This is a genomic window from Parabacteroides sp. AF21-43 (genome assembly GCF_003635435.1).
Taxonomy (GTDB): Bacteria; Bacteroidota; Bacteroidia; order Bacteroidales; family Tannerellaceae; genus Parabacteroides; species Parabacteroides distasonis.
In genome coordinates this window covers 89,753-114,352 of the sequence record NZ_QTMG01000016.1, presented here as the reverse complement: position 1 = coordinate 114,352, position 24,600 = coordinate 89,753, and the positions used below count along the sequence as shown (strand labels likewise).

15 protein-coding genes are annotated in these 24,600 nt (G+C 48.6%); 7 read left to right on the top strand and 8 right to left on the bottom strand.

Annotation, left to right across the window (positions count from 1 at the left end):
* Positions 1-69 precede the first annotated feature (69 nt).
* Both DWX84_RS12585 and DWX84_RS12580 read left to right on the top strand, forming a co-directional pair.
* Positions 70-888: an alpha/beta hydrolase gene (locus DWX84_RS12585; protein ID WP_121961066.1), complete on the top strand. Its 819-nt coding sequence runs from the start codon at positions 70-72 to the stop codon at positions 886-888.
* A 27-nt stretch (positions 889-915) separates the two neighbouring features.
* Positions 916-2,361 (top strand): glycoside hydrolase family 30 beta sandwich domain-containing protein, encoded by a 1,446-nt coding sequence (locus tag DWX84_RS12580; RefSeq protein ID WP_048928358.1) that lies wholly within the window; start codon positions 916-918, stop codon positions 2,359-2,361.
* Between the two features lie 162 nt (positions 2,362-2,523).
* Here DWX84_RS12580 and DWX84_RS12575 read toward each other — a convergent pair whose 3' ends face one another.
* From DWX84_RS12575 to DWX84_RS12560, 4 genes are all read right to left on the bottom strand, one after another.
* The gene (locus tag DWX84_RS12575; protein WP_048928359.1) at positions 2,524-4,149 is read right to left on the bottom strand and encodes an efflux RND transporter periplasmic adaptor subunit; all 1,626 of its coding nucleotides are present in this window, start codon (positions 4,147-4,149) and stop codon (positions 2,524-2,526) included.
* A gap of 4 nt (positions 4,150-4,153) precedes the next feature.
* Complete coding sequence (locus DWX84_RS12570) at positions 4,154-5,620, bottom strand: TolC family protein (protein ID WP_227713799.1); 1,467 nt, start codon at positions 5,618-5,620, stop codon at positions 4,154-4,156.
* 19 nt (positions 5,621-5,639) lie between these two features.
* Positions 5,640-9,386, bottom strand: a complete 3,747-nt coding sequence (locus DWX84_RS12565) for an efflux RND transporter permease subunit (RefSeq protein WP_048928361.1) — start codon at positions 9,384-9,386, stop codon at positions 5,640-5,642.
* Between the two features lie 237 nt (positions 9,387-9,623).
* On the bottom strand, positions 9,624-10,010 hold the full coding sequence (locus tag DWX84_RS12560) for a hypothetical protein (RefSeq protein ID WP_005858311.1): 387 nt from the start codon (positions 10,008-10,010) through the stop codon (positions 9,624-9,626).
* A gap of 143 nt (positions 10,011-10,153) precedes the next feature.
* Here DWX84_RS12560 and DWX84_RS12555 point away from each other — a divergent pair, with 143 nt between their 5' ends.
* Positions 10,154-11,437, top strand: a complete 1,284-nt coding sequence (locus DWX84_RS12555; RefSeq protein ID WP_005866118.1) for a DcaP family trimeric outer membrane transporter — start codon at positions 10,154-10,156, stop codon at positions 11,435-11,437.
* Positions 11,438-11,518: 81 nt separating this feature from the next.
* On the opposite strand, the gene DWX84_RS12550 is transcribed toward DWX84_RS12555, so the two are convergent.
* Positions 11,519-13,090: a ClC family H(+)/Cl(-) exchange transporter gene (locus tag DWX84_RS12550; RefSeq protein ID WP_005866120.1), complete on the bottom strand. Its 1,572-nt coding sequence runs from the start codon at positions 13,088-13,090 to the stop codon at positions 11,519-11,521.
* Positions 13,091-13,271: 181 nt separating this feature from the next.
* A complete protein-coding gene (locus DWX84_RS12545) occupies positions 13,272-14,270 on the bottom strand; it encodes a hypothetical protein (protein WP_008778107.1) in 999 nt (332 codons plus the stop codon).
* 108 nt (positions 14,271-14,378) lie between these two features.
* On the opposite strand from DWX84_RS12545, the gene DWX84_RS12540 reads away from it, so the two are divergent.
* Positions 14,379-15,701: an MATE family efflux transporter gene (locus DWX84_RS12540; RefSeq protein ID WP_048928362.1), complete on the top strand. Its 1,323-nt coding sequence runs from the start codon at positions 14,379-14,381 to the stop codon at positions 15,699-15,701.
* A 4-nt stretch (positions 15,702-15,705) separates the two neighbouring features.
* On the opposite strand, the gene DWX84_RS12535 is transcribed toward DWX84_RS12540, so the two are convergent.
* Positions 15,706-16,830, bottom strand: a complete 1,125-nt coding sequence (locus tag DWX84_RS12535) for a DNA polymerase III subunit delta (RefSeq protein WP_048928363.1) — start codon at positions 16,828-16,830, stop codon at positions 15,706-15,708.
* 254 nt (positions 16,831-17,084) lie between these two features.
* A complete protein-coding gene (metF, locus tag DWX84_RS12530) occupies positions 17,085-18,038 on the bottom strand; it encodes a methylenetetrahydrofolate reductase [NAD(P)H] (protein ID WP_005866130.1) in 954 nt (317 codons plus the stop codon).
* Between the two features lie 539 nt (positions 18,039-18,577).
* Between metF and DWX84_RS12525 the strand changes: the two genes are divergently transcribed.
* From DWX84_RS12525 to nifJ, 3 genes are all read left to right on the top strand, one after another.
* Positions 18,578-19,597, top strand: a complete 1,020-nt coding sequence (locus DWX84_RS12525) for a branched-chain amino acid aminotransferase (protein ID WP_005858291.1) — start codon at positions 18,578-18,580, stop codon at positions 19,595-19,597.
* A gap of 180 nt (positions 19,598-19,777) precedes the next feature.
* Complete coding sequence (locus DWX84_RS12520) at positions 19,778-20,956, top strand: ATP-binding protein (protein ID WP_048928364.1); 1,179 nt, start codon at positions 19,778-19,780, stop codon at positions 20,954-20,956.
* 38 nt (positions 20,957-20,994) lie between these two features.
* Complete coding sequence (gene nifJ / locus DWX84_RS12515; RefSeq protein WP_121961065.1) at positions 20,995-24,546, top strand: pyruvate:ferredoxin (flavodoxin) oxidoreductase; 3,552 nt, start codon at positions 20,995-20,997, stop codon at positions 24,544-24,546.
* The last annotated feature ends 54 nt before the right edge of the window (positions 24,547-24,600 follow it).

The following is a 24,600-nucleotide window of genomic DNA, read 5'->3' as shown; positions in this document are numbered from 1 at the left end:
AGTCAGTCCGTAAGGGGTGACTCCTTTTTTTATATTAAATTTGATGTATTAAATCTATTATCTAATATCATGAAGAAAATCTATTTATTTCTATTTAGTCTGTTTATCTGTAATATCCTTGCGGCGCAAGATCAAGACTATAAAATAGTCAGAGATATCTCTTATACCCAATCGAAAAATCCATATGCGGTGGAACGTTGTAAATTGGATCTTTATTATCCCGAGAACGCAAAAGACTTCCCTACGGTAGTCTGGTTTCACGGAGGCGGCTTGTCGGGAGGTAGCAAATTCATCCCGAAGGAATTGAAGAACTGCGGATTAGCCGTTATCGCCGTAAATTACCGTCTGCTACCCAAAGCCACGTTGAGCGATTGTATCGATGATGCCGCCGCCGCTGTCGCTTGGACATTCAGCGAAATTGAGAAGTATGGTGGGGATAGGCGTAAAATCTTTGTCTCAGGTCATTCCGCTGGAGGTTATTTAACAAATATGGTCGGACTGGATAAGAAGTGGTTGACTAAGTACCGGATAGATGCTGATTCCATCGCCGCATTAATCCCTTTCAGCGGTCATGCGATCAGCCATTTCGCTTATCGGCAGGCGAAGGGGATAAAAGATACCCAACCGAGTATCGACGAGTTCGCCCCTTTGTTTTACGTACGTCCTGACGCTCCTCCATTGATTATCGTCTCGGGCGACCGGGAGATGGAGATGCTGGGCCGCTATGAGGAGAACGCCTATTTTTGGCGTATGATGAAAGTGGCCGGACATAAGAATACTTATATCTATGAGTTGGACGGATATGATCATGGATCGATGGCCGCTCCTGCCTTCCACATCTTAAAGAATCACGTGAATGCGATCTTGAAAGGTTCAGAAACCCGGTAATTCGATAAACTATTTAATTTAATACGTATGGTTCTCTTTTCTTTATTAATGGTCTTGATTTGCTTGAACGCATGTTCTGGAGCGAAGACCTCGGACAATGTAACGGTGTATGTCACGACAAACGATCGTGCGAAAGATTTCGTGAGAAGTGAGATCGCCTTGGGGGACAAACAAGCCGCCTCGCCTTCCGTGATAACGATAGACCCTTCGGTGCGCTATCAGACGATGGATGGCTTTGGCGCCGCCGTGACAGGCTCTACCTGCTATAACTTGATGCGGATGGCTCCCGAGGATCGGACAGCTTTCCTGAAAGAGACTTTCTCTGATACGGAGGGGATGGGGTATAGCTATATCCGTATCTCGATTGGCTGCTCGGACTTTTCTTTAAGTGAGTATACTTGTTGTGACACGAAGGGTGTCGAGAATTTCGCCTTGCAGAGCGAGGAGAAGGAGTATGTGATACCGATCTTGAAGGAGATCTTGGCGATCAGCCCTTCTATAAAAATCTTGGGATCGCCTTGGACTTGTCCAAGATGGATGAAGGTGGATAACTTAAAGGATTTGCGCCCGTTCGAGTCGTGGACTAGCGGACAGCTGAATCCCGCCTATTATCAAGATTACGCTACCTATTTCGTGAAATGGATACAGGCGATGGAGGCCGAGGGGATTCCTATCGAGGCGATAACTCCCCAAAACGAACCTTTGAACCAAGGAAATTCCGCTTCCTTATTTATGGGATGGGAGGAGCAACTCTCTTTCGTGCGTGACGCTCTAGGCCCTAAACTGAAAGAGACTGGCCTCAAGACGAAGATCTACGCTTTCGACCATAATTACAATTACGATAATATGTTGGAGCAGCAAGGCTATCCGATGAAAATCTACGAGGATGAGAATGCCGCTTCTTTCCTGACAGGTGCCGCTTACCATAATTACGGGGGCGACCGGGAGGAGTTGAATAACGTAAACGGCAAGTTCCCCGATAAAGAATTAATATTTACGGAAACTTCTATCGGCATGTGGAATGATGGACGTAACTTAGAGAAACGCTTGATGGAAGATATGGAGGAGACGGCCTTGGGTACGGTGAATAACTGGTGTAAGGCAGTTATCGTATGGAACTTGATGCTGGACAACGAGCGGGGACCGAACCGAGAGGGTGGTTGCCAGACTTGTTATGGTGCCGTGGATATCGATCGCTCGGATTATAAGACGATTACCCGGAATTCTCATTATTATATTATCGGTCATTTATCCTCTGTGGTGAAACCGGGGGCAGTACGGATCGGCTCTAAAGGGTATACGGCTGATGGGATTATGTATTCCGCCTTCGAGAATTTAGATGGAACGGAAGCGCTCGTATTACTAAATAATACGGACGGGACTAAAAATATAACGGTAAACAGTGGCGAACGTTCGTTTACCTACGAGGTTCCCGCTAAAGCAGTCGCTTCTTTTCGTTGGAATCTTTACTAATAAGGAGGGTGTGTTAAAAGTTGGTATTATGGCACGCAGATTTAGCAGATTTACGCAGATAATATATTGATTTTCATATCATAAATCTGCGGTCATCTGCTCAATCAGCGTTATCTGCGTGCCATGTTCACACTTTTGACACACCCCCGAATGTCCAATACTTTATCTATAGTGGCAACAAGCCGGTAGCTTATCATATACGGCTTTATCCGCCTTATCCATATCCGTGTCATGGCCTACTTTAGCGATCGCCTTGCTGATCGCTTTCGGGGAGGTCTTTTGGGGATCGTACTGGAGATGGATCATCTGGGTATCTTTGTCCCAATGAGCGGATAACACACCATTTACCCCTTTTGCCGCTTTCTCGATACGTTCCTTGCACATATCGCAAGAGCCTTTGACACCGAACATGGCATGCTCGGAGGCTACCCCCGTGACGCTTTGCGCATGCATCATATGCCCCTCATGCCCAGTCATAGGCTTGGCGGGCTCGTCGCCGTTATTCATCATGGAAGTTTTTCCCTCCAGCTGTGCGCTGGCGTCTATGGCGAAGACTCCGTTGGTTACGATTTCCTCACCTTCTCGCAAGCCATTCAAGATAACATAAGAGTTACCAAGGGAAGGGCCTAGCTCCACCTCACGCATCAAGAAAGCGGGGGTATTCGTATCCGGTTGCTTTACGTACACGATAGCACGTTTACCCGTCCAGAGCACAGCGGTTTGCGGTACGACGATCTCGTTCTTATAGTTGCGGAGCGGGGCGCTTACGTTTGCCGTGGCGTACATCTCGGGCTTGAGCTCCAAAGAGGCGTTCGGTACCTCTACACGGACCTTGGCGGTACGGGTCGTCGTGTTCAAGATCGGGTCGATGAAAGAGATCTTACCCGAGAACTTCTTGCCGGGTAGCGCTTGCAAGGTAAATTCCACCGGATCACCTTTGCTAAGGAAAGGGAGATCCACCTCGAAAGCGTCGAACAAGGTCCATACCTTCGTGAGGTTCGCCACGTCGAAAAGGATAGCTCCTTGGGATACATAATCACCTTGGCTTACCCGCTTGGACAGGACGATACCGCTCGTGTTCGACTTGATCTCTACAACCGGGGAGATAGAGCCGGACTTCTCGATAGCGGCGATCTGGGCATCTGTCATCTTCCATAAATATAGTTTTTCACGGGCGGCCTGTATCAATTGAGATTGTCCCATGCGGATCGCTTCCAACAATTCTTGCTGAGCGGTGAAAAGCTCTGGGGAGTAGAGGGTAGCGAGGGTCTGTCCGGCACGCACCGTCTCACCCGTGAAATCAACGTTCAAGCTCTCGATGCGTCCGCTTACATGGGCTGTTTGAGATTGCAGGCTACGCTCGTCCGGTACGATCTTGCCGTATAAACGGACTTGCTTGACCGGATTCTGGCGGGATACCTTGGAGGTTTGTACGTCCGCTAAGGCTGCTGCTTCTTCCGAAAGCTGAATGGCGTTGGGATCGATGGCCTTGTCGGAGAAGGAGCTCTTACGTACAGGGATCAAATCCATGGCGCAGATAGGGCATTTACCCGGCTTGTCTTGGCGAATTTGGGGATGCATGGAACAAGTCCACTCGCCGGCCTCGTTCTGTTGGAGGTCGTGGCCATGCGTAGGGGCGTGAACTTCCGTGCCGGTCTCGCTCGCTTGTGACGTATGGCTGTCGGTATCGGAGTTATGGAACAGGAGCCAGCCCAACAAGAGGCCGCCCGCTAGGAACAGGATATATATCAGGTACTTGGATTTTACGGTTTCATTTATATTTTTCATTTTCTTATTCGTTTACAGAGGTGGATATTAATTTCTCGATTCCGGCGATTTGGGTATTATATTCCGCTATCGCTTCGCTTTTCTTCAAGTGATAGTCCAACATTTGTCGCTCCACTTGGATCACGTCGGTCAAGGTCGTTCTTCCTGTCGAGAATTCCCGGACGATCAGTTGGTAGGTGGCCAACGATAGATCGTATTGTTTCTGGTACAAATCGATTTTCCGTGCGGCATCTTCCAATTGCTGGGTAATACGGATATACTCGGCTTGCAGTTGGTTCATCGTGTTCTCGTACTTCAACTCGCTGGATTTCCAATAATGCTTGCTTTCCCGTTGCTGTGCGTTATATTTCTTACGGAAGATAGGAAGGCTGATCTTTAGCATGGGCATGAACATATCCTTTCCGTTCATACCGGACATAGAGCCCATAGACATATCTTCCGGTTTCTTCCCGATCAAGGAATACTGGAGGCCGATACCTAGCATGGGGTAACTCATTTTCTTGTCCATCTCCGCCTTGGCCCGGTAAGCGTTTCCTTCCGCCTCCAGCATGGTAAGCATGGGGTTGTTGGAGATGACGCTGTCAAGAGCCATCGACTCACTCCATGAGAGAGGAAGCCGTTCCAACGAGTCGGGGACGGAAATCGGGGTAGCTAGCGACTGATTGAGCAACGTATTAAAAGCAGCCTCGGCCGTTTTCCGTTGCGATAACAAGGAGGCTAGCGTATTCTCCAGTTCTACCTTCTCCATCTGGATTCGCAGTACGTCCGACATTCCGCCCATGGAGTTGCCACTTCCCATAGAGCCTCCACCCATAGGGCTACCGCCGGACATTCCGGACATCGTACTACCGGATGCTCCCGTGCTTTGTACCGTAGGGCTTCCCATGCTACTGCCTCCCATACCCGACATACCTCCACCGGATACGGCGGGAGGAGTCGATGGAGCAGAAGATACGGGGGAGGGTAGGACGGAGGAACCGCCCGCCTTCGCCGACGGAGCGGAGAAGCGGTTCAATGCCAACTGTTCCAACTGGTCTAGCAGACGAAGGTTCGCCTGCGTATTTTTATATTGCTCGCTGATATTGCAAAGCTGGTACCATTGACTCTTCACCTCGTAATACAGGTTGTTGCGACTGTTACGGAATTGTTCGTAAGCCATCCGGGCCATCTCGGTCGCCTCGTTGCGGGCCGCCTTCCGGGTACCGAACCAAGGGAACATTTGCATCAAGGTGAAATCCGCTATTTGCTTTCCGGACAAGATCTCCATCGGTTTCAGGAAGAAACCGATCTCCAGTTCCGGGTCCGGATAGGCTCCGGCTTGCGGGACTTTCTCCAAAGATGCCTTATACAGGGAGAAGTCGGCGTTGATCTGCGGATTGTTACGTGCCGCCAGTTCCAGATAATAGCCTAAACTATCGGCCGGCTGGGAGTAAGCGAAAAGGACGTTTAGCATCCCCAGTACACCTGCCATGATGATTGATCTGATTCTTTTATATCTCATAAGTCGTTACCTCCTCTTGAATTTTATTCTTTTGTTCTTTCTTTATAGCGTTCTCCCGCCACCAGCATTGCAGGACGGGAACGACAAACATGGTCATACTCTGGATCAGCATGCCTCCGAACGTAGGGATAGCCATCGGTACCATGATATCCGCCCCCTTACCGGTAGAGGTAAGTACGGGGAGTAAAGCGATCAGGGTAGTGGCTGTAGTCATGGCCGCTGGGCGTACCCGTTTCAGTCCGGCGGCTACTACCGCTTCCCGGATATCGTGCTTGGTGCGGGGGTCTCGCTCGAGGAATACATGATGGATGTAGGTTCCCATCAATACCCCATCATCCGTAGCCACACCGAACAAGGCGATGAAACCGACCCAGACTGCCACGCTCAGATTGATCGTGTGCATCTGGAAAAGATCCCGCATATTCTCTCCGGCGATGGAGAAGTTCATGAACCAATCCTGTCCGTAAAGCCATAGCAAGATAAAACCTCCGGCGAAGGCCACGAACACCCCGGAGAAATGGATCAGTGAGGCAGTGACCGTCTTGAATTGAAAGTATAGAACCAGCAGGACGATCAACAAGGCGAGGGGAACGACGATCATCAGCCGGCTGGTGGCACGCTCCTGCTGCTCGTAATTGCCGGCGAACTTATAGGATACGCCGGGATCAAGGTTCAACTCGCCCTCCTTTATCTGTTGCTCAAGGATGCGGGAAGCCTCTTTCACGACATCCACTTCCGCCTTCCCCGCCAGTTTGTCGAAGATGACGTAGCCTACCAAGAAAGTGTTCTCGCTTTGGATCATCTGCGCTCCACGGGTATAGTTGATATCGGCTAGCTCTTTAAGCGGGACTTGCGCCCCAGTGGCGGTCGGTACGAGGATCATACCTAGCGCCTCCGGATTATCTCGAAGCTCACGAGCGTAGCGTAGGCGCACCGGGAAACGTTCCCTGCCTTCCACGGTGCGGGTCAGTACCATGCCACCGACAGCGGCACTTAATATCTCTTGCAAGTCCTCCACGTTTACGCCGTAACGGGCCATATTCTCACGGTTCAGTTCGATCTCCAGATAAGGGGCGCCTACCGCACGGTCGTAAAATACGGAAGAGGGGATAACGGAGGGTACCTCTTTCAATGCCTTCTCGATCGCCTTTCCGGCTTTCTCGATCGTCTCCAGATCCGGGCCATACACCTTGATACCCATCGGGGCACGCATACCGGTGGATAACATGACGAGACGGGCCTCGATAGGCTGCAGCTTCGGGGCGGAAGTCAATCCCGGAAGATGGGTGACGTTCACGATCTGTTGCCAGATATCGTTCGTGTTCTTGATCTCCGGTCGCCATTGGCGGAAGTAATCGCCTTTAGCGTCTGGGATCAGGCTGTCTGAGGGAATCAGCCGGAAACCGTCTTTGGGGTTATATACGCCTCCATCTTTTAGGAGATACTCCCCTTGCCGGTTTACCTTGAAACGTTCCCTTTTCCCGTCCTCATTCAGGATATATTCCGGACGGTAGTTGATCGTATTCTCGAACATCTGTACCGGCGCTGGATCGAGGGCGGAGTTTACACGGCCCCATTTACCGATGGCGGTCTCCACCTCGGGGATAGAGGCCAGCCGTTTGTCGAGCGCCTCTATATAATCAAGGTTTTGCTCGATACCGGAATGCGGCATGCTAGTCGGCATCAGTAGGAAAGAACCTTCGTTCAGGCTAGGCATAAACTCCTGTCCGATGCCTCTCCATATCCAGAAACCGAATACGATAGTAGCTCCCGGAATCAACATGAATTTCCAGCGGTTATCCAAGCACCAGCGCAATATCCTCTCATAATAAATAACGAGCAGCCACAGGATGCTTAGGATGATGGCTACGCAACCCGCCACGAACAATATATTGGCGAGCATCCCTTTTTGCGGCCCCATCGGCAACCATTCCTCGGATAGGTAATAGATCGTGACAAAGAGGGTGATACCGATATTGATATAAGTGCTCATTTGAGGCTTCTTCCAATAACCGGACAATAGATTATTCACCCCGACTGCCGTTAGCCCGATAGCCGGAATACTTCCATAAATAATAAGTAAGGCGATTCCGGCCACGATCAACAGGTAATTCAGTATTTTCCGTATCTGCCTTGAATGGATCTTTATCGAGAATAACCAATACGATAGGGAAGGAAGCAAGATCAATCCCAGCACGAAGGCGGAAGCCAAAGCATATGTCTTGGTATAGGCCAAAGGCGAGAACATCTTCCCTTCCTGCGCCTCCATGGTGAAGACGGGGAGGAAGCTGACGATCGTCGTGATCATCGCTGTGCTGATTGCCCCGGACACCTCGCTTACCGCCTTATAAATAAGGTTGACAAACGCCTTTCCCCCCTGTATATGTCTGTTCTCGGGCATCTCCCGGTAACGGATGATACTTTCCACGAAGACGACCCCTACATCCACCATCACGCCAATGGCGATCGCTATACCCGATAAAGCCACGATATTCGCCGCTATCCCCGTATAACGCATGATGATGAACGTGGCGAGCACCGCTATCGGTAGCATGCTGGCGATAACGATAGAGGCCCTCAGATTGAGCACCAGCACGATGATAACGATCACGCAGATCAATATTTCGTGGGAGAGGGCGGTCTCCAACGTCCCGATCGTCTCCTTGATAAGCCCCGTACGGTCGTAGAACGGCACGACGGTTACCTTGGAGACCGTCCCGTCCGCCAGTACCTTCTGGGGCAATCCCGGTTCCATCTCCTTGATCTTCGCCTTTACGTTATTGATAACCTCCAATGGGTTGGAGCCATAGCGGGCTACGACCACTCCGCCCACGGCCTCCACACCCTCCTTGTCCAGCCCTCCCCGTCGGGTTCCCGGACCGATATTCACGAACGCCACGTCCGATATGCGAACCGGTACGCCTTCCCGAACGGTGATGACGGCATTCTCTATATCTTTTACATTCTTGATATACCCCAAGCCCCGGATCAGGTACTCCACCTTGTTGATCTCCATCGTCTCGGCGCCGATATCGAGGTTGCTCTTCTTGATGGCGCTCATGATATCCATCACGGAGACGTTGAAGGCGTACATGGCATCCGGGTTCAACTCGATCTGGTACTCCTTCACGAAACCGCCCGCCGAGGCAACCTCGGATACCCCCTCGGCGGAGGATAAGGTGTACTTGACGTAGAAATCCTGTATCGTACGCAACTCCTCGGCGTTCCAGCCTCCGGTAGGTTTACCGGTCTTGGGGTCCCGTCCTTCCAGCGTATACCAATAGATCTGCCCGAGGGCGGTAGCGTCCGGTCCCAAGGTAGGCTGCACGCCTTCCGGCAAAGTTCCCGGAGGCAGGGAGTTCAGCTTCTCCAATATACGGGAACGGCTCCAGTAGAACTCTATATCGTCATCGAAGATGATGTATATGAAGGACATCCCGAACATGGAGGAACTACGGATCGTCTTCACTCCCGGGATACCTAAAAGAGAGGTGGTCAGCGGATAAGTGATCTGGTCCTGTATATCCTTCGGCGAGCGGCCCATCCATTCTGTGGCCACGATCTGCTGGTTATCGCCGATGTCGGGGATGGCATCTACCGGAATCGGATTCCGGGGAATGATCCCCCCGTGCCAATTGAAGGGAGACGTGGAGATGCCCCATACGATAATCAGCACTAGTAAAAGTAAGGTTACCACCCTGTTCTCAAGGAAGTAACGAATGATTCTATTTAACATTTGAATGAGCTTTTATGATTTGAAAACATATGAGAACGCTTATTTGTTCGTCTTTGAAGGCAAGCGATCACATGAGTACTCGTGATGCTTTACGCCAGTACTCGCAATGGATTACTCCAGTATTTGCAATGGATTACTCCAGTACTTGCGGTGGATTACTCCAGTACTCGCAATAGATTACGCCGGTACTCGTGCGTAAACAGACGTAAATCGCCTTTTAAAAAGGAAGCCTATACGCTAAATCAAAAAAGTACAATGATGGACGAATAACGGGATAGCGCTATTCTCCTTGGGTGGATTAATAAAGGGATTGGAACGTGTTGTCTCGTCTCGCCCGGCGATCTTATAGGAGTCGAGTAGATCGAACAACAAAACTACAGCGACAGGAGCGGACAATTGCACGAGCGTATTCGCCACATCCTGATCGACGGATAACTTAACATATTCCGTCTCGGTAGAGCAGCACTTATGGGACGTGCCCGCCTCACCGCAACTGGGGCAAGTGTCAAGATACTGCAAACTCACTTCCGCCAACTTACCCATACAATAATGGTAATTCAGCGCAAACCCGGAGGAAACCCCGAGGTAAAGAACAGCGAGTATGAACAATAAAAATCTTCTCATCCCAAGTAATATATTCCGCAAATATATGAATATTTTTTGAACGGGCAATAGGGTGGAAAAAGTGCTCGTAGGGTTGTTAAAATCAGAACCTTTTCTTTATAGCCTTGTTCAAGGTAGGTAATTAATCTAAACAAAACACATTTATGAGACTATTTGTACAAGGAGCAGTATTACTGCTAGGTATGGGATTCTTATCGGCTCCCGCTAAGGCTCAAAAGGTGGTCATCGAGGATGACGTGCCAAATTCGATAGTCCTTGTCAGCCAAGACAAGGCAGGTGATGAAATCGTGAGGATAATGAATGAGACGCAGAGCCCTCGTTTCCACGACCCGAAAGCCCCCCGCTTCGTATTGACCGATCGTAAGGGACGTTTCGCCTTGGGTATCGGCGGTTACGTGAAGGCTACGGCGGAGTATGATTTCGGCGGGATTTCGGATGATGTCGATTTCTATCCGTCCATGATCCCGAATGGTGGGCAGAACTACGTCCGTAACCAGTTCCAGATGGACGCTACTACCAGTACGATATTTTTGAAATTAGTGGGTCGTACCAAACACCTCGGGGATTTCGTCGTGTATACGGCGGGTAACTTCCGGGGAGGCAGCAAGGTCTTCGAGCTCCAGAACGCCTATGTGTCTTTCCTTGGTTTCACGATGGGTTACGATTATAGTACCTTCATGGATCTGGCCGCCCTTCCGCCCTCGATCGATTATGCGGGGCCTGCCGGACAGGTTTTCAGCCGTGCCACCCTGTTACGCTATGAGCGTGCTTTCGGTAAGGGATGGAAAGCGGGTGTAGGTATCGAGATGCCAGTGGTGGATGGCATCACGAACCAAAGCGTGAATATCAGTAACCAACGTATGCCGAACTTCCCTGCCTATATCCAATACGCTTGGAATAAGAGCAGCCATATCCGTGTAGCTGGTATCGTACGTAATATGACGTACGAGAACTTGGTGGCGCAACGGGCCGAGTCTAAGGCCGGATGGGGCGTGTTTGCCGCCTCTACGTTCAATGTGACGAGCAAGCTGAACTTCTACGGTCAGGCTACTTACGGCCGGGGTATCAGCCAGTTCTTGAATGATATCAGTAATCTGGACGTGGATCTGGTTCCAGACCCCGAGGCCAAAGGTAAGATGCAAGTGCTTCCGATGATGGGTTGGTACGCTGGCTTGCAGTATAATATCACGCCGAAGGTATTCGTCTCCAGCACCTATAGCCAGACTCGTTTATACAGCGAGAATGATTACCCGGTTACCCCGTCGGATCAATACCGCTACGGTCAATACTTGGTAGCCAACATTTTCTGGAACGTGAACGCTAATCTGCAAGTCGGCGCCGAGTACTTGAGAGGCTGGCGTACCGATTTCAACGATATGACCCGCCACGCCAACCGACTTAATGTTTCCGCTCAATATAACTTCTGATAATGTAGCGTTTTGTTGATGTGCCACACCGGGGGATTCTTGGTGTGGCATTTCTTTTCGAGGCGATTGGCAGGTCTGCGATTAATAGATGTTCGCCATGCTAATCAGCGGCTCATACAGCTTCTCGATATCCTGCGAATCGATCTCGATCTCTACTTGATCACCGGGGATAAGGGTCTGTCCGGCGGGAGCCAAGTCCTTGCGATCCCGGTGAATAGTCTTGATGATACAACGTTGGGGGAGGGTGAGGTGATCTACCTCCTTCCCGTCGAAATAGGCACCTGTCATGATCTCTACGAACAGGCTGGAACGCCCTTCGGTACGGAAGGCTGGAGTCGAGATCATCTCGTCGTAGAGAACCACGTTAAAGGGCTTTATCTGTAGCATTTCCGTGAAGTAATACGTAAGCCCGCCGACAATGATAGAGGGGTAGAATACATCCAGATGCCCGGTTATCTCCGTAATCAAGACGATACCCGTCAGTGGTGTCCGGACTACCGCCACCAAGAAACCTACCATGCTGATTAACATGATATAGCTGATGCTCTCCGTTTCAATGAAACCATACTTCACCAATAATAAGGCGATGATCTGCCCGAACAATCCCCCGGTAACTAGTGTAGGGATGAAATTCCCTCCCGGCAGTCCGGAGGAGAAAGAGAGAGACGTGAATATCAAGTGGATGAGCATCATCGCCGCTATCCATAAAACGGGGTGATATCCATGCATCGCTTGCATGATAAGGAATTGCTCGCCTCCTCCTGTCAAGTCGATCTCCGTCAATGAGATCGTATACGCTATGATAAGCAGGTACAACATCTTCATATAAGGAGGATGCTTCAGTCTGGTAAAGAAATCCTTGCACCAAAGGGTAAACATCGAGTAAATTTTCCCGAAGACGGAAATAACCACGGCCAGAAATAAGAACAACTTCAGTTGATCTATAAAAGTAGCCTGCGGGGCAATTGCGCTAATCTGCGAGTAGGGGTTGAAGGGGAAAATCAAGCTCGCTACGCCTCCCGCCACGACCCCTGCCAGCAAGGTGGTAATGGCGGTCTTGGGAGCGTCGAACCGTTCGATGGACTCGATCACCAAAAGTGAGGAAGCGAGGGGAGCGGCGAAAGCGGCGGCCAATCCGGCACCTGCGCCGGCGGCCAAAAGTTGCTTGCGCTCTCCAGCCAATACGTGTCCCCATTTGGAAATGATATTCCCCACGTAAGATCCGATCTGTACGCACGGCCCCTCACGACCAAGGGACAGGCCGGCGCTGATCGCTAATATCCCTCCCGTGAACTTGGCGATTAATTGTGTCAATGGGTTTTTATAAGTGATCCTGCCATTGATAACCGCCCGTGTCTGGGGAATGCCCCCACCGGTAATCAGCGGCATCTTCTTGACCATCCAATTCACGCAAAGCAATATACCCCATAGCGTGAAGAAGAACAAGACATGGAAATACCAAGGGTAATGACCGTCGAAAAAAAGTTTCCGGCTATTGAATAACTGCTGGAGCAGATAGTGATAAGGTACCGCTACCAACCCGGTCAGCAATCCCACGAAAATGCTTACAAAATAAAGTCTGGCGTCAATAAGTTTCAATTTCCAGATCCGCCAGCGCCTCAATTTTGTTATATCTAAGAGATCATTATCCATCGGACTCACCTTGTTTTCGTTTCCTGTTACAACAACCAAGGTAAATAAGAGGTTTAAAATCTCATTCCATTGAACCTTTTTTAAAAAGCCTTGTTATTAAGATATAGTGTTTTTCATGGTATTAGAATTAAGTTAGATTAGGTTATCCGTCTTGTTCGTGAGAATAGGGCGGTTTTCCTGTTTATAGGGGTTTGTACTTTGAGGCGGTTAGGATTTCTTGGGCGTCGTTGTTTTGCATCAACGCCTCCGGGGTAGATCCCGTCTCCTTCATGTACTGGTTGATGATCTGCCAGCCTATCCAAGTCCCGATATTCCCGGGAGCGTCGTTCTCGGGGAAAATGGCCGGGGTATCCTCGAAATACTGGGAAGTTGTCAGTTGATCCGGGGTATAAAGATGCTTGCGCTCGATGATTGCTTTCCAGATTGTTCCTTCGTTGTCCTTGCACCAGTTGTAGGCCTGTTCGGTGTATCCCATTAGCTCGGCGGCATCGGGAACGCCTAGGGCTTGCGAGAGCAGGTATTTGATTTTTCCCTCGTAAATCATCCGGTCCAGCAATACGTTCTCTTTTCCCGCGAAAGGATATTCGGACATGAGCCACCCCGCCAGATAATCCGGGACTACGAGTCCACGTTGCATTTTCAATTTCTGGGAGTCATAGAAGAAATCTTGGTACAAGGGATAGTCCTTTCCCATATACTTATCGATGGAAAGGGAAAGCAGGCTATCGCCTACCAATACGTTCTGGTTGAAACCGGATACATGCATATAGATAGCAGGGATCTGCATCGAGGGGAAATTCTCCTTTAGATAGGCGAATCCGTATCCCAAGGATTTCTCGATATCCTCCACGGAATCATATTGGGTGATAGCGTCACGATACAAGCCTTTCAAGGTAGGCTCCGAGTAATAATTCCGCATTTTCTCGAAGAAGCCGGGAGTCTCGATGGTTTGCAGGTTTAATATGCCTTTCCCGATGATATCCAGCATTTCCGGGTATTGTTTGATTAGTTCGGGTTGCAAGGTGGTATCTTCCGTATCGATCAGCCGGAATAAATCCTTGTCAAAACGATTGATATGCAGGGGTTCGACGGTAGCGTAGTTGATCGTATTTGTGTTTTGCCCGTTGCAGCTCAATAGCGTAGCGGACAAAATACAGGCCATGATGAGTTTTGTAACCATATCTCTTCGTATAATAATGTAATATGATAAGAAACGGATCGCATGGGGTAATATTGTGTGACTGGCATCTTATTACTACCTTTGCCTCCCTTTTATTTAAGATTCATCATGCGATATACGAACAAACAAATTCTAAAGATCACGTATCCGGTATTAATCAGCTTGCTCATGGAGCATATGATCGGATTGACGGATACCGCTTATCTGGGACGTGTCGGCGAGGTCGAGCTAGGTGCCTCCGCCTTGGCAGGAGTCTATTATCTTGTGATTTATATGCTGGGCTTTGGTTTCAGTGTAGGCGCTCAGGTGCTGATGGCACGTCGTAACGGTGAGGGGGAGTATAAACGGATCGGCGAGGTTTTCACGCAAGGCGGGCTATTCCTTTTTTTGCTGGCGGCGGTGTTGTTTACGGCCTCTAATCTGCTTACGCCCCATCTGCTCCACCGGATGATCGGTTCGGAAGAGGTGTATCGAGCGACGATGAGCTATCTGGACTGGCGGGTGTACGGGTTCTTCTTCTCTTTTATAGCGGTGATGTTCCGTGCGTTTTACGTGAGTACGACGAATACGAAGATCTTGACGGCCAATTCGGTGGTGATGGTGCTTACCAACGTGGTCTTGAACTATATCTTGATATTCGGTAAGTTCGGGTTCCCCGCTTTGGGGATAGCGGGTGCCGCTATCGCTTCCTCGATCTCGGAAGCTGTTTCCGTATTGTTCTTCGTGATTTATACTTGGAAGAAGATAGATTATAAAAAATATGGTCTGTTCCGTTTTACGAGAGTGGATTTTAGGATGCTGGGACAAATACTGAGTGTCTCTATCTGGGTGATGATCCAGCATGGGATCGCTTTTGGGGGATGGTTTATCTTCTTTATCGCTATGGAGCATCTGGGTGAGCGGCCGTTGGCGATTACGAATGTGGTACGTAGCATCTCCTCGTTCCTGTTTATGTTCGTGAATGCTTTCGCCTCCACGAACAGCTCGCTGGTAAGTAACTTGATCGGCGCCGGGGAGTCGGACCGGGTGCTTCCGCTTTGCTGGAGGATGATCGGGCTATGCTATGCGTTCGTGCTACCGATCGGTATCTTGATCGCTATGTTCCCGTCTACCGTATTGCGTATTTATACGGATAACCCGGATTTGATCGCTAGCTCGATCCCCTCGCTGTGGGTGATGCTGTCCTCTTATCTCTTTGCCGTTCCCGGTTTTATTTATTTCTTTAGCGTATCGGGAACAGGCAATACCCGACGTGCGCTGGAAATCGATATGGCTAGCATATTCGTGTACGTATTATATATATTGTATGTCGCTGTATGGTTGCGTGCGGACGTGGCGGTTTGCTGGACTACGGAGTATGTATATAATATCATGATCCTTTCTTCTTTCTTCTATCTGTGGAAAGGAAATTGGCGTAACAAGAAAATCTGAAGACTTATCTTTTGATTAGTACGGTAATTCGTAAGGATAAATCAAAAAAGACCATCTTGGCATTCACGTTCTGTGTGATATGGCGTTCCGCTTTCGCCAATTCTTCCATCAAATCGATCACGTTTCGTTCGTTCACGAAAGGTGAGAACTTAACAGAGAAGCTTGCCTCGTCTAGATTCATATAATTAAGTTCGGGTGATTGGAACCGGTACATGAAGTTCTCCCGGATCAAATGCTGGCAATAGGAGAGGAAGTTCTTCTGTCGCTCCCGTCCGATCCCTGCCATGACGTCTGCCATCGCTTTCATGCCTTTTACGTTTCGTGCCCATGAGTTTCGCATCATGGCCTTGAATTGCTCCAGAAAGAATTTATTTTCCTCGCCCAAGCTAATCGCCTCCATCGCCTTGATAAAACTTCCGGAGGAGAGGTGAGCGACGTGTTTAGCGTCGTCGGGCGAAAGCCCGAAACGGGATATCATGGCATTCATGATCGCATCGGTCTCAATGGGACGGATGTGGATGCGTTGCGCACGGGATTGGATGGTCCCGAGGATAAGATCCGGAGTCTCGGATACCATAAGAATAACCGTTCTCATAGGAGGCTCCTCTATGATTTTCAGAAGCTTATTGGCACAAGTAGGATGCAGTTTCTCCGGCAACCAAACTATCAAGATACGATATTCCGCCTCATAAATCTTTAGGCTCAGTTTATGGATAATCTCATCGCTTTCCTTGGAATAGATGATGGCTTGTGAGTTTCCGGCCTCGATATAATCCAGCCATTCATCCATATTGAAATAGGGATGTTCTTTGAGGAACCCACGCCATTCACTGAGATAATCATCGCAGACCTCTTTCTTTTTCTCTTTCTTGGCTACGATCGGGAATACAAAATGTAAATCGGGATGTGCCAATTCGTCATATTTGAGGCATGACGGGCAACGTCCACAAGCGTCCGTGTCCGTCCGGTTCGTACAATTCAGATAACGGGCGTAAGCCAAAGCCAGCGGAAACGCCCCGGCTCCCCCTTGCTCTGTGAATAACTGTGCATGGGGTACGATCCCCGTCCGAGCCGATTGTCTCAACCGTTCCTTCACTTCCTCTTGCCCGATGATATCTTTAAAATACATGAGATATTTCCTTTTCTATAGAATAATGAACGAAGTTACGGAAAAGTATTCAGATATCAAAAAGCGCGAGGTTTTGTAAATATCAATTGACATATGTAGAGTAAAACTAAGAACGGATACAATACCAAGTCAAGTCCAATAAAGAATATGTATTTCATTACCTTAGAATTTTAAAAATAACCATACTTAGTACATGATTGTTCAATCGTGTACTTCTATTAGACAACTCAGCGTACAAAAACCCCTATTGTATTTCAATAAATTTCTTTCGCTATTTTGTAAACGCTATCCGAGGCCATCATTGTGTAGAAATGTAAGCTCGGTACACCATGAACGATCAGATCCTTGCACTGCTGTATACACCATTCCACACCCACCTCTTTCGCTTCCGCATCATCTTTACATTTACGTAATTCTGTTGCGAAAGGCTCCGGGATATCCGCACGGAATATCTTCGGAAGAACCGTTAATTGGTTCTTGAAAACGATCGGTTTGATACCGGGGATGATGGGAACCGTGATGCCTTCCGCACGGCAACGGTCCACGAACGCATAATATTTTTTATTATCGAAGAACATTTGGGTTACCAGATATTCAGCGCCATTTTTTACTTTCTCCTTTAAATAATAGATATCAGATTCCATATTGGGCGCTTCCTCGTGCTTCTCCGGATAGCAAGCCATGCCGTACGAGAAGGGAGTCTCTATACCGTCTATCTTGGAACCGTCTAACGCGATACCTTCGTTGAAATGATTTACCTGCTGCTGTAAATCAGTCGCATGATCGTGGTATAACTCCGGGTTTTGCTGGGAGGCCTCTAAGGTCTTTATATCTCCCCTTAATATTAAGAGGTTGTTTACGCCAAGGAAGTTCAAATCGATCAAAGCGTATTCCGTCTCGTCTTTCGTAAAGCCTTTACATATAATATGGGGTACGGCAGGAATACCGTATTTATTCTGGATAGCCGAAGCGATCGCTACGGAGCCCGGACGTTTACGGATGTTTACTTTCTGGAAACTTCCGTCTGGTAAGGTTTTATAGACGAACTCGCTATGGTGGGAGGTGATATTTATGTATTTAGGGTCGAATTCCTTCAACTTGTCAATTACATTATACACCTTCTGGATACTGTTACCTTTCAGCGGCGGTAATATCTCGAAAGAAAAAGCGGTACTCTTACTATCCCTTATCAGATCAATGACTTTCATATTTTAATTATTTTTGACGCGAATGTAGCAAAAATCTTGGTAACATAGATTTTAATCCGCTATTTGTATATATCCATGCCACGGCTCTTTCATTTACCCATCCGTTTCGGCAGGCCGGAATGCATGAATCTCAAGTGAAATTCCGCACAATAAGTTTACGAGAGAAAATTGTGTATAAGAATCTGATAATCAGTAATTAAAAACAGGATAATCTTTCTGCGAAAACACGTACATGTTTTTGGAAAAAGTCGTACGTGTTTTCCGGAAAGGTCGTACGTGTTTTCCGGAATCCTTCCACCGAAAACAAAAGCGCATGTTAAAATTTACAAGAAACCCCACTTTAACGAAATGTTAAATGAAAAAGCCGTGGCCTTCCGTTTGCTTTTTTTAGTTTATAGGCCGAACTATATATAAATTAGCGTATATTTGCGGTACACAAAATCTCCCATAGCGACGGCTATGGGCGTTTTTGCTTTTGAGCGATATTATTAACAGTGTAATTTGTTAATTTTAAACTAATTACAGCAAATTGTATAGATATGGAAAATTTAAATTGGTCTGAGCTGGGATTTGGTTATATCAAGACAGACTACAATGTAAGATGCTACTATCGTGACGGCAAATGGGGTGAGTTGGAAGTTTCTTCATCCGAGATTATCAATATTCACATGGCCGCTACTTGCTTGCATTACGGACAAGAGTCTTTCGAGGGTTTGAAGGCCTTCCGTGGAAAAGACGGTAAGATCCGTGTATTCCGTATGGATGAGAACGCTAAACGTATGCAATCTTCCAGCCGGGGTATCAAGATGGCTGAGTTGCCTGTAGAGATGTTCGAGGAAGCTGTACGTAAGGTCGTGAAATTGAACGAGCGTTTTGTTCCTCCTTATGAGAGCGGTGCCGCTTTATATATTCGTCCGTTGATGATCGGCTTGGGCGCTCAGGTGGGTGTGAAGCCGGCTCCCGAATATATGTTTATGATATTTGTCACTCCGGTAGGTCCGTATTTCAAGGGTGGATTCCAGCCCTCGAAGGTGTGCGTGCTTCGTGAGTACGACCGTGCGGCTCCTAACGGGACAGGTACGATCAAGGTGGGTGGTAACTATGCCGCTAGCTTGGTAGCTGGCGAGATCGCTCATTCCAAGGGATACGCCGCCGTATTGTATCTGGATCCGAAAGAGAAGAAATATCTGGATGAGTGCGGTCCGGCTAACTTCTTCGGAATCCGTGGCAATAGCTATATCACTCCGCAATCCCACTCGATCTTGCCCTCGATCACGAACAAGAGCTTGCAGCAATTGGCCGAGGATATGGGCTTGACGGTAGAGCGTCGTCCGGTTCCTTTCGAGGAGATCGCTACGTTCGACGAGGCTGCCGAGTGTGGTACCGCTGCGGTTATCGCCCCGATCTCACAAATCGACGATTTGGATGAGAACAAATCTTTTGTTATCGCCAAAGATGGCAAACCGGGTCCTGTTTGCGAGAAACTATATCATAAGCTACGTGCCATCCAGTATGGCGACGAGCCGGATACTTACGGATGGATCTCGATCATTGAATAATATCTTTTGTTTCGTAAGGACTGGAGTGCGCTCCGTCTTTACGAGACAGAATACGTTGATAGGCAATTGTTAGTTTGAACTTTACTTTTTGCAATAAAATTGCAATCTCCGCATTGCAAATGAGAAAAGATGTTTATCTTTGCATCGGTAATTCCAAATTTTCAATTACCAATTATGTAGGTGGAAGCATTCTTTAAAACACATAAATATCTGGTAGAGCATCTGTATTCTCCGGTACGAAGGGGATTAATGGATGAGATCAATTGGGAGGATCGGTTGATCGGTATTAAAGGTTCGCGAGGAGTCGGAAAGACCACTTTCTTGTTAGACTATGCCCGTGAATATTTTGGTGCCGATAATAAGGAATGCTTATACATTAATTTAAATCATTTCTATTTTACGGAACGCACACTCGTTGATTTCGCCGCCGAGTTTCGGGCTAAAGGCGGAAAGGTGTTGTTGATAGACCAAGTGTTTAAGTATTCCGATTGGTCGAGAGAGTTGCGGTATTGCTATGATAATTTCGAGGACTTGAAGATCGTTTTCTCCGGTTCGTCGGTGATGCGTCTGAAAGAGGAGAATCCGGACCTGTCCGGCAAGGTGGTATCGTATAACCTCAGGGGGTTCTCGTTCCGTGAGTTCTTGAATTTGATGTCGGGGAACCAGTTTCCCGCGTACACGTTCGATGAGGTATTAGAGAATCATCAGGAAATCGCCAAACGTATTTGCTCGGTCGTAAGGCCGATGGCTTATTTCCAAGATTATCTACATCATGGTTTTTATCCGTTCTTCTTGGAAAAGCGCAACTTCTCCGAGAACCTGCTGAAGACCATGAACATGATGCTAGAGGTGGACGTGTTATACATAAAACAAATCGAACAAAGCTACCTGCCAAAGCTACGCAAACTACTCTACTTATTGGCTACGAGCGCTCCTTGTACCCCAAACGTGAGTCAGTTGAGCAAGGATATCGAGACATCCCGGGCCACCGTGATGAACTATATCAAGTATTTGACAGATGCCCGTTTGATGAATATGCTGTATCCGGTGGGCGAATCCTTTCCGAAGAAACCCTCCAAGGTATATATGTATAACTCGAACCTGATGTACCCCATCCGTCCGATGGAGGTAAATGCCGGGGCGGTGCGTGAGTCGTTCTTTTATAACCAACTATTGAAAGACAATAAGCTGAATGAAGGAATCAAGAACGCCCACTTTCTGGTGAATACGATGTATAATTTCCGGATCGAGGAAAACATGAAAGTGAAGAACAATCCGGATATGTACTATGCTGTCGATAAGACCGAGATCGGGGAGGGGAACATGATCCCGCTTTGGTTGTTCGGTTTTTTATATTAAGTAAGGATATTTTTTAATACTAATAGTTTTATAGGTCTATGACAAAACAGAAGAAATTTTTAACCTGTGATGGTAATCAGGCCGCTGCTCATATCTCGTATATGTTCAGCGAGGTAGCCGCGATTTACCCCATCACTCCGTCGTCTACAATGGCTGAATATGTAGATGAATGGGCTGCAGCCGGACGTAAGAATATTTTCGGCGAGACTGTAATGGTACAGGAAATGCAATCAGAGGGTGGTGCCGCAGGTGCTGTTCACGGTTCATTGCAAGCTGGTGCCTTGACAACAACCTACACTGCTTCTCAAGGTTTGTTGCTTATGATCCCTAATATGTACAAGATCGCCGGTGAATTGCTTCCTTGCGTTTTCCACGTATCCGCTCGTACATTGGCTTCTCATGCGTTGTGTATCTTCGGTGACCATCAAGACGTGATGTCTGCCCGTCAGACAGGTTTCGCCATGTTGGCCGAGGGTTCCGTACAGGAGGTTATGGACTTGGCCGGTGTAGCTCACTTGGCTACGATCAAGTCTCGTGTGCCGTTCGTGAACTTCTTCGACGGTTTCCGTACCTCTCACGAGATCCAGAAGATCGAGGCTTTGGAGAATGAGGACTTGGCTCCGCTTATCGACCAGAAGGCCTTGGCTGAGTTCCGTGCCCGTGCCTTGAACCCGGAGAGACCGGTCGCTCGCGGTATGGCCGAGAACCCGGATCATTTCTTCCAACACAGAGAATCTTCCAACACGTACTACGAGGCGGTTCCCGCTATCGTAGAAGAATATATGAACGAGATCTCCAAGATCACGGGCCGTAAATACGGTTTGTTCGATTATTACGGAGCTGAGGACGCTGAGCGCGTGATCATCGCCATGGGTTCTGTTACGGAGGCCGCTCGTGAGGCTATCGATCACTTGATCGCTAAGGGCGAGAAGGTAGGTTTGGTATCCGTTCACTTGTATCGTCCGTTCTCCGCTAAGCATTTCTTGGCTGCCGTGCCTAAGACCGCTAAGCGTATCGCCGTATTGGATCGCACGAAAGAGCCGGGTGCTAACGGTGAGCCGTTGTATCTGGACGTAAAAGACTGCTTCTATGGTCAGGAGGATGCTCCGGTTATCGTAGGTGGCCGTTATGGTCTGGGTTCTAAGGATACGACTCCGGCTCAGATCCTGTCCGTATTCGAGAACTTGGCGTTGCCGATGCCGAAGAACCAGTTCACGATCGGTATCGTGGATGACGTTACTTTCACTTCTCTGCCTCAGAAGGAAGAGATCGCCTTGGGCGGTGAGGGTATGTTCGAGGCTAAGTTCTACGGTTTGGGTGCCGACGGTACGGTAGGCGCTAACAAGAACTCGGTGAAGATTATCGGTGATAACACGGATAAATACTGTCAGGCTTATTTCTCTTACGACTCTAAGAAATCCGGTGGTTTCACTTGTTCTCACTTACGTTTCGGTGATCATCCGATCCGTTCTACTTATTTGGTGAATACCCCGAACTTCGTGGCTTGCCACGTTCAGGCTTATTTGCGCATGTACGACGTGACTCGTGGTTTGCGTGAGAACGGTACCTTCTTGTTGAATACCGTTTGGGGCGCCGAGGAGTTGGCTAAGCACTTGCCTAATAAGGTAAAACGTTACTTCGCTCAGAAGAATATCACTGTATATTATATCAACGCTACACAGATCGCCTTGGAGATCGGTTTAGGTAACCGTACCAATACGATCCTCCAGTCCGCTTTCTTCCGTATCACGGGTGTTATCCCTGTAGACTTGGCTATCGAGCAGATGAAGAAATTCATCGTTAAGTCTTACGGTAAGAAGGGCGAGGACGTGGTTAACAAGAACTACGCGGCTGTAGACCGGGGTGGCGAGTACAACCAATTGACGGTTGATCCCGCTTGGGCTAACCTTCCGGATGATGAGGCTGTCGTAAACAACGATCCCGCTTTCATCAACGAGGTAGTTCGTCCGATCAACGCTCAGGATGGCGACTTATTGAAGGTTTCCGCATTCAAGGGCATCGAGGATGGTACTTGGGCGCAAGGAACCGCTAAATACGAGAAACGTGGCGTGGCCGCTTTCGTTCCGGTTTGGAATGAGGCGAACTGTATCCAGTGTAACCAATGCGCTTACGTTTGTCCTCACGCTTCTATCCGTCCGTTCGTATTGAACGACGAGGAGCAGAAGGGCGCTAGCTTCGCTATGTTGGACGTGAAGGCTCCAGCCGCTATGAAGGGTATGAAGTTCCGTATGCAGGTAGACGTTCTCGACTGTCTGGGTTGCGGTAACTGCGCCGATATCTGTCCGGGATTCAAGGGCAACAAGGCTTTGTCTATGGTTCCGCTGGAAGGCCAGTTGGCTGAGGCCGATAACTGGAACTACTGCGTGGCTAACGTTTCTTCTAAGCAAAACTTGGTAGACATCAAGTCTAACGTGAAGAACTCACAGTTCGCTACTCCGTTGTTTGAATTCTCAGGCGCTTGCTCCGGTTGTGGCGAGACTCCGTACGTGAAGTTGATCACCCAGTTGTTCGGCGACCGCGAGATGGTGGCTAACGCTACCGGATGTTCTTCTATCTACTCCGGTTCTGTTCCTTCCACTCCTTATACAACGAACGAGAAGGGTCAAGGTCCTGCTTGGGCAAACTCTTTGTTCGAGGACTTCTGCGAGTTCGGCTTGGGTATGGAATTGGCGAACGAGAAGATGCGTAAACGTCTGGAAGGCTTGTTGCAACAGATCACCGTGGGCGAGCATGCTCCGGCTGAGGCGAAAGAAATAGCCGCCGCTTGGATCGCTAACCAGAACGACGCCGAGAAGACGAAGGAATTGGCTCCGCAAATCATGGCATTCGTTGAGCAAGGCATCAAGGAGGGTTGTCCGGTTTGCGCTCAGATCAAGGAATTGTCTCACTTCTTGGTAAAACGTTCTCAATGGATTATCGGTGGTGACGGTGCTTCTTACGATATCGGTTACGGTGGTTTGGATCACGTGATCGCTTCCGGCAAGAACGTAAATATCATGGTATTGGATACCGAGGTTTACTCTAACACGGGTGGTCAGTCCTCGAAGGCTACTCCGGTGGGCGCTATCGCTAAGTTCGCCGCTTCCGGTAAGAGGGTACGTAAGAAAGACCTTGGCTTGATGGCTACTACTTATGGTTACGTATATGTGGCTCAGATCGCTATGGGCGCCGACCAAGCCCAGACATTGAAGGCGATCCGCGAGGCCGAGGCTTACGACGGTCCTTCCTTGATCATCGCTTACGCTCCTTGTATCAACCACGGTTTGAAGAAGGGTATGGGTAAGTCGCAAGCTGAGGAGAAAGAAGCCGTAGCATGCGGTTACTGGCACTTGTGGCGTTACAACCCGGCTTTGGAGGCAGAGGGCAAGAATCCGTTCACCTTGGATAGCAAGGAGCCGGATTGGAGCAAGTTCCAAGACTTCTTGAAGGGTGAGGTTCGTTTCGCTTCCGTAGCTAAACAATATCCGGCTGAGGCCGCTGAGTTGTTTGCCGCCGCCGAGGAGAACGCTAAATGGCGTCTGCGTAGCTACAAACGTATGGTTGCCGAGAATTGGGATGTAGAGGCTTAATATAACAGGTCTTTTATTATAGAATGAGGGCGGTGTCTCCGGAAACGGAAGGCA

Coding starts and splice junctions, on each gene's coding strand:
- DWX84_RS12585 (WP_121961066.1), top strand. CDS start 70: ATGAAGAAAATCTATTTATTTCTATTTAGTCTGTTTATCTGTAATATC.
- DWX84_RS12580 (WP_048928358.1), top strand. CDS start 916: ATGGTTCTCTTTTCTTTATTAATGGTCTTGATTTGCTTGAACGCATGT.
- DWX84_RS12575 (WP_048928359.1), bottom strand. CDS start 4,149: ATGAAAAATATAAATGAAACCGTAAAATCCAAGTACCTGATATATATC.
- DWX84_RS12570 (WP_227713799.1), bottom strand. CDS start 5,620: ATGGCAGGTGTACTGGGGATGCTAAACGTCCTTTTCGCTTACTCCCAG.
- DWX84_RS12565 (WP_048928361.1), bottom strand. CDS start 9,386: ATGTTAAATAGAATCATTCGTTACTTCCTTGAGAACAGGGTGGTAACC.
- DWX84_RS12560 (WP_005858311.1), bottom strand. CDS start 10,010: ATGAGAAGATTTTTATTGTTCATACTCGCTGTTCTTTACCTCGGGGTT.
- DWX84_RS12555 (WP_005866118.1), top strand. CDS start 10,154: ATGAGACTATTTGTACAAGGAGCAGTATTACTGCTAGGTATGGGATTC.
- DWX84_RS12550 (WP_005866120.1), bottom strand. CDS start 13,090: ATGGATAATGATCTCTTAGATATAACAAAATTGAGGCGCTGGCGGATC.
- DWX84_RS12545 (WP_008778107.1), bottom strand. CDS start 14,270: ATGGTTACAAAACTCATCATGGCCTGTATTTTGTCCGCTACGCTATTG.
- DWX84_RS12540 (WP_048928362.1), top strand. CDS start 14,379: ATGCGATATACGAACAAACAAATTCTAAAGATCACGTATCCGGTATTA.
- DWX84_RS12535 (WP_048928363.1), bottom strand. CDS start 16,830: ATGTATTTTAAAGATATCATCGGGCAAGAGGAAGTGAAGGAACGGTTG.
- metF (WP_005866130.1), bottom strand. CDS start 18,038: ATGAAAGTCATTGATCTGATAAGGGATAGTAAGAGTACCGCTTTTTCT.
- DWX84_RS12525 (WP_005858291.1), top strand. CDS start 18,578: ATGGAAAATTTAAATTGGTCTGAGCTGGGATTTGGTTATATCAAGACA.
- nifJ (WP_121961065.1), top strand. CDS start 20,995: ATGACAAAACAGAAGAAATTTTTAACCTGTGATGGTAATCAGGCCGCT.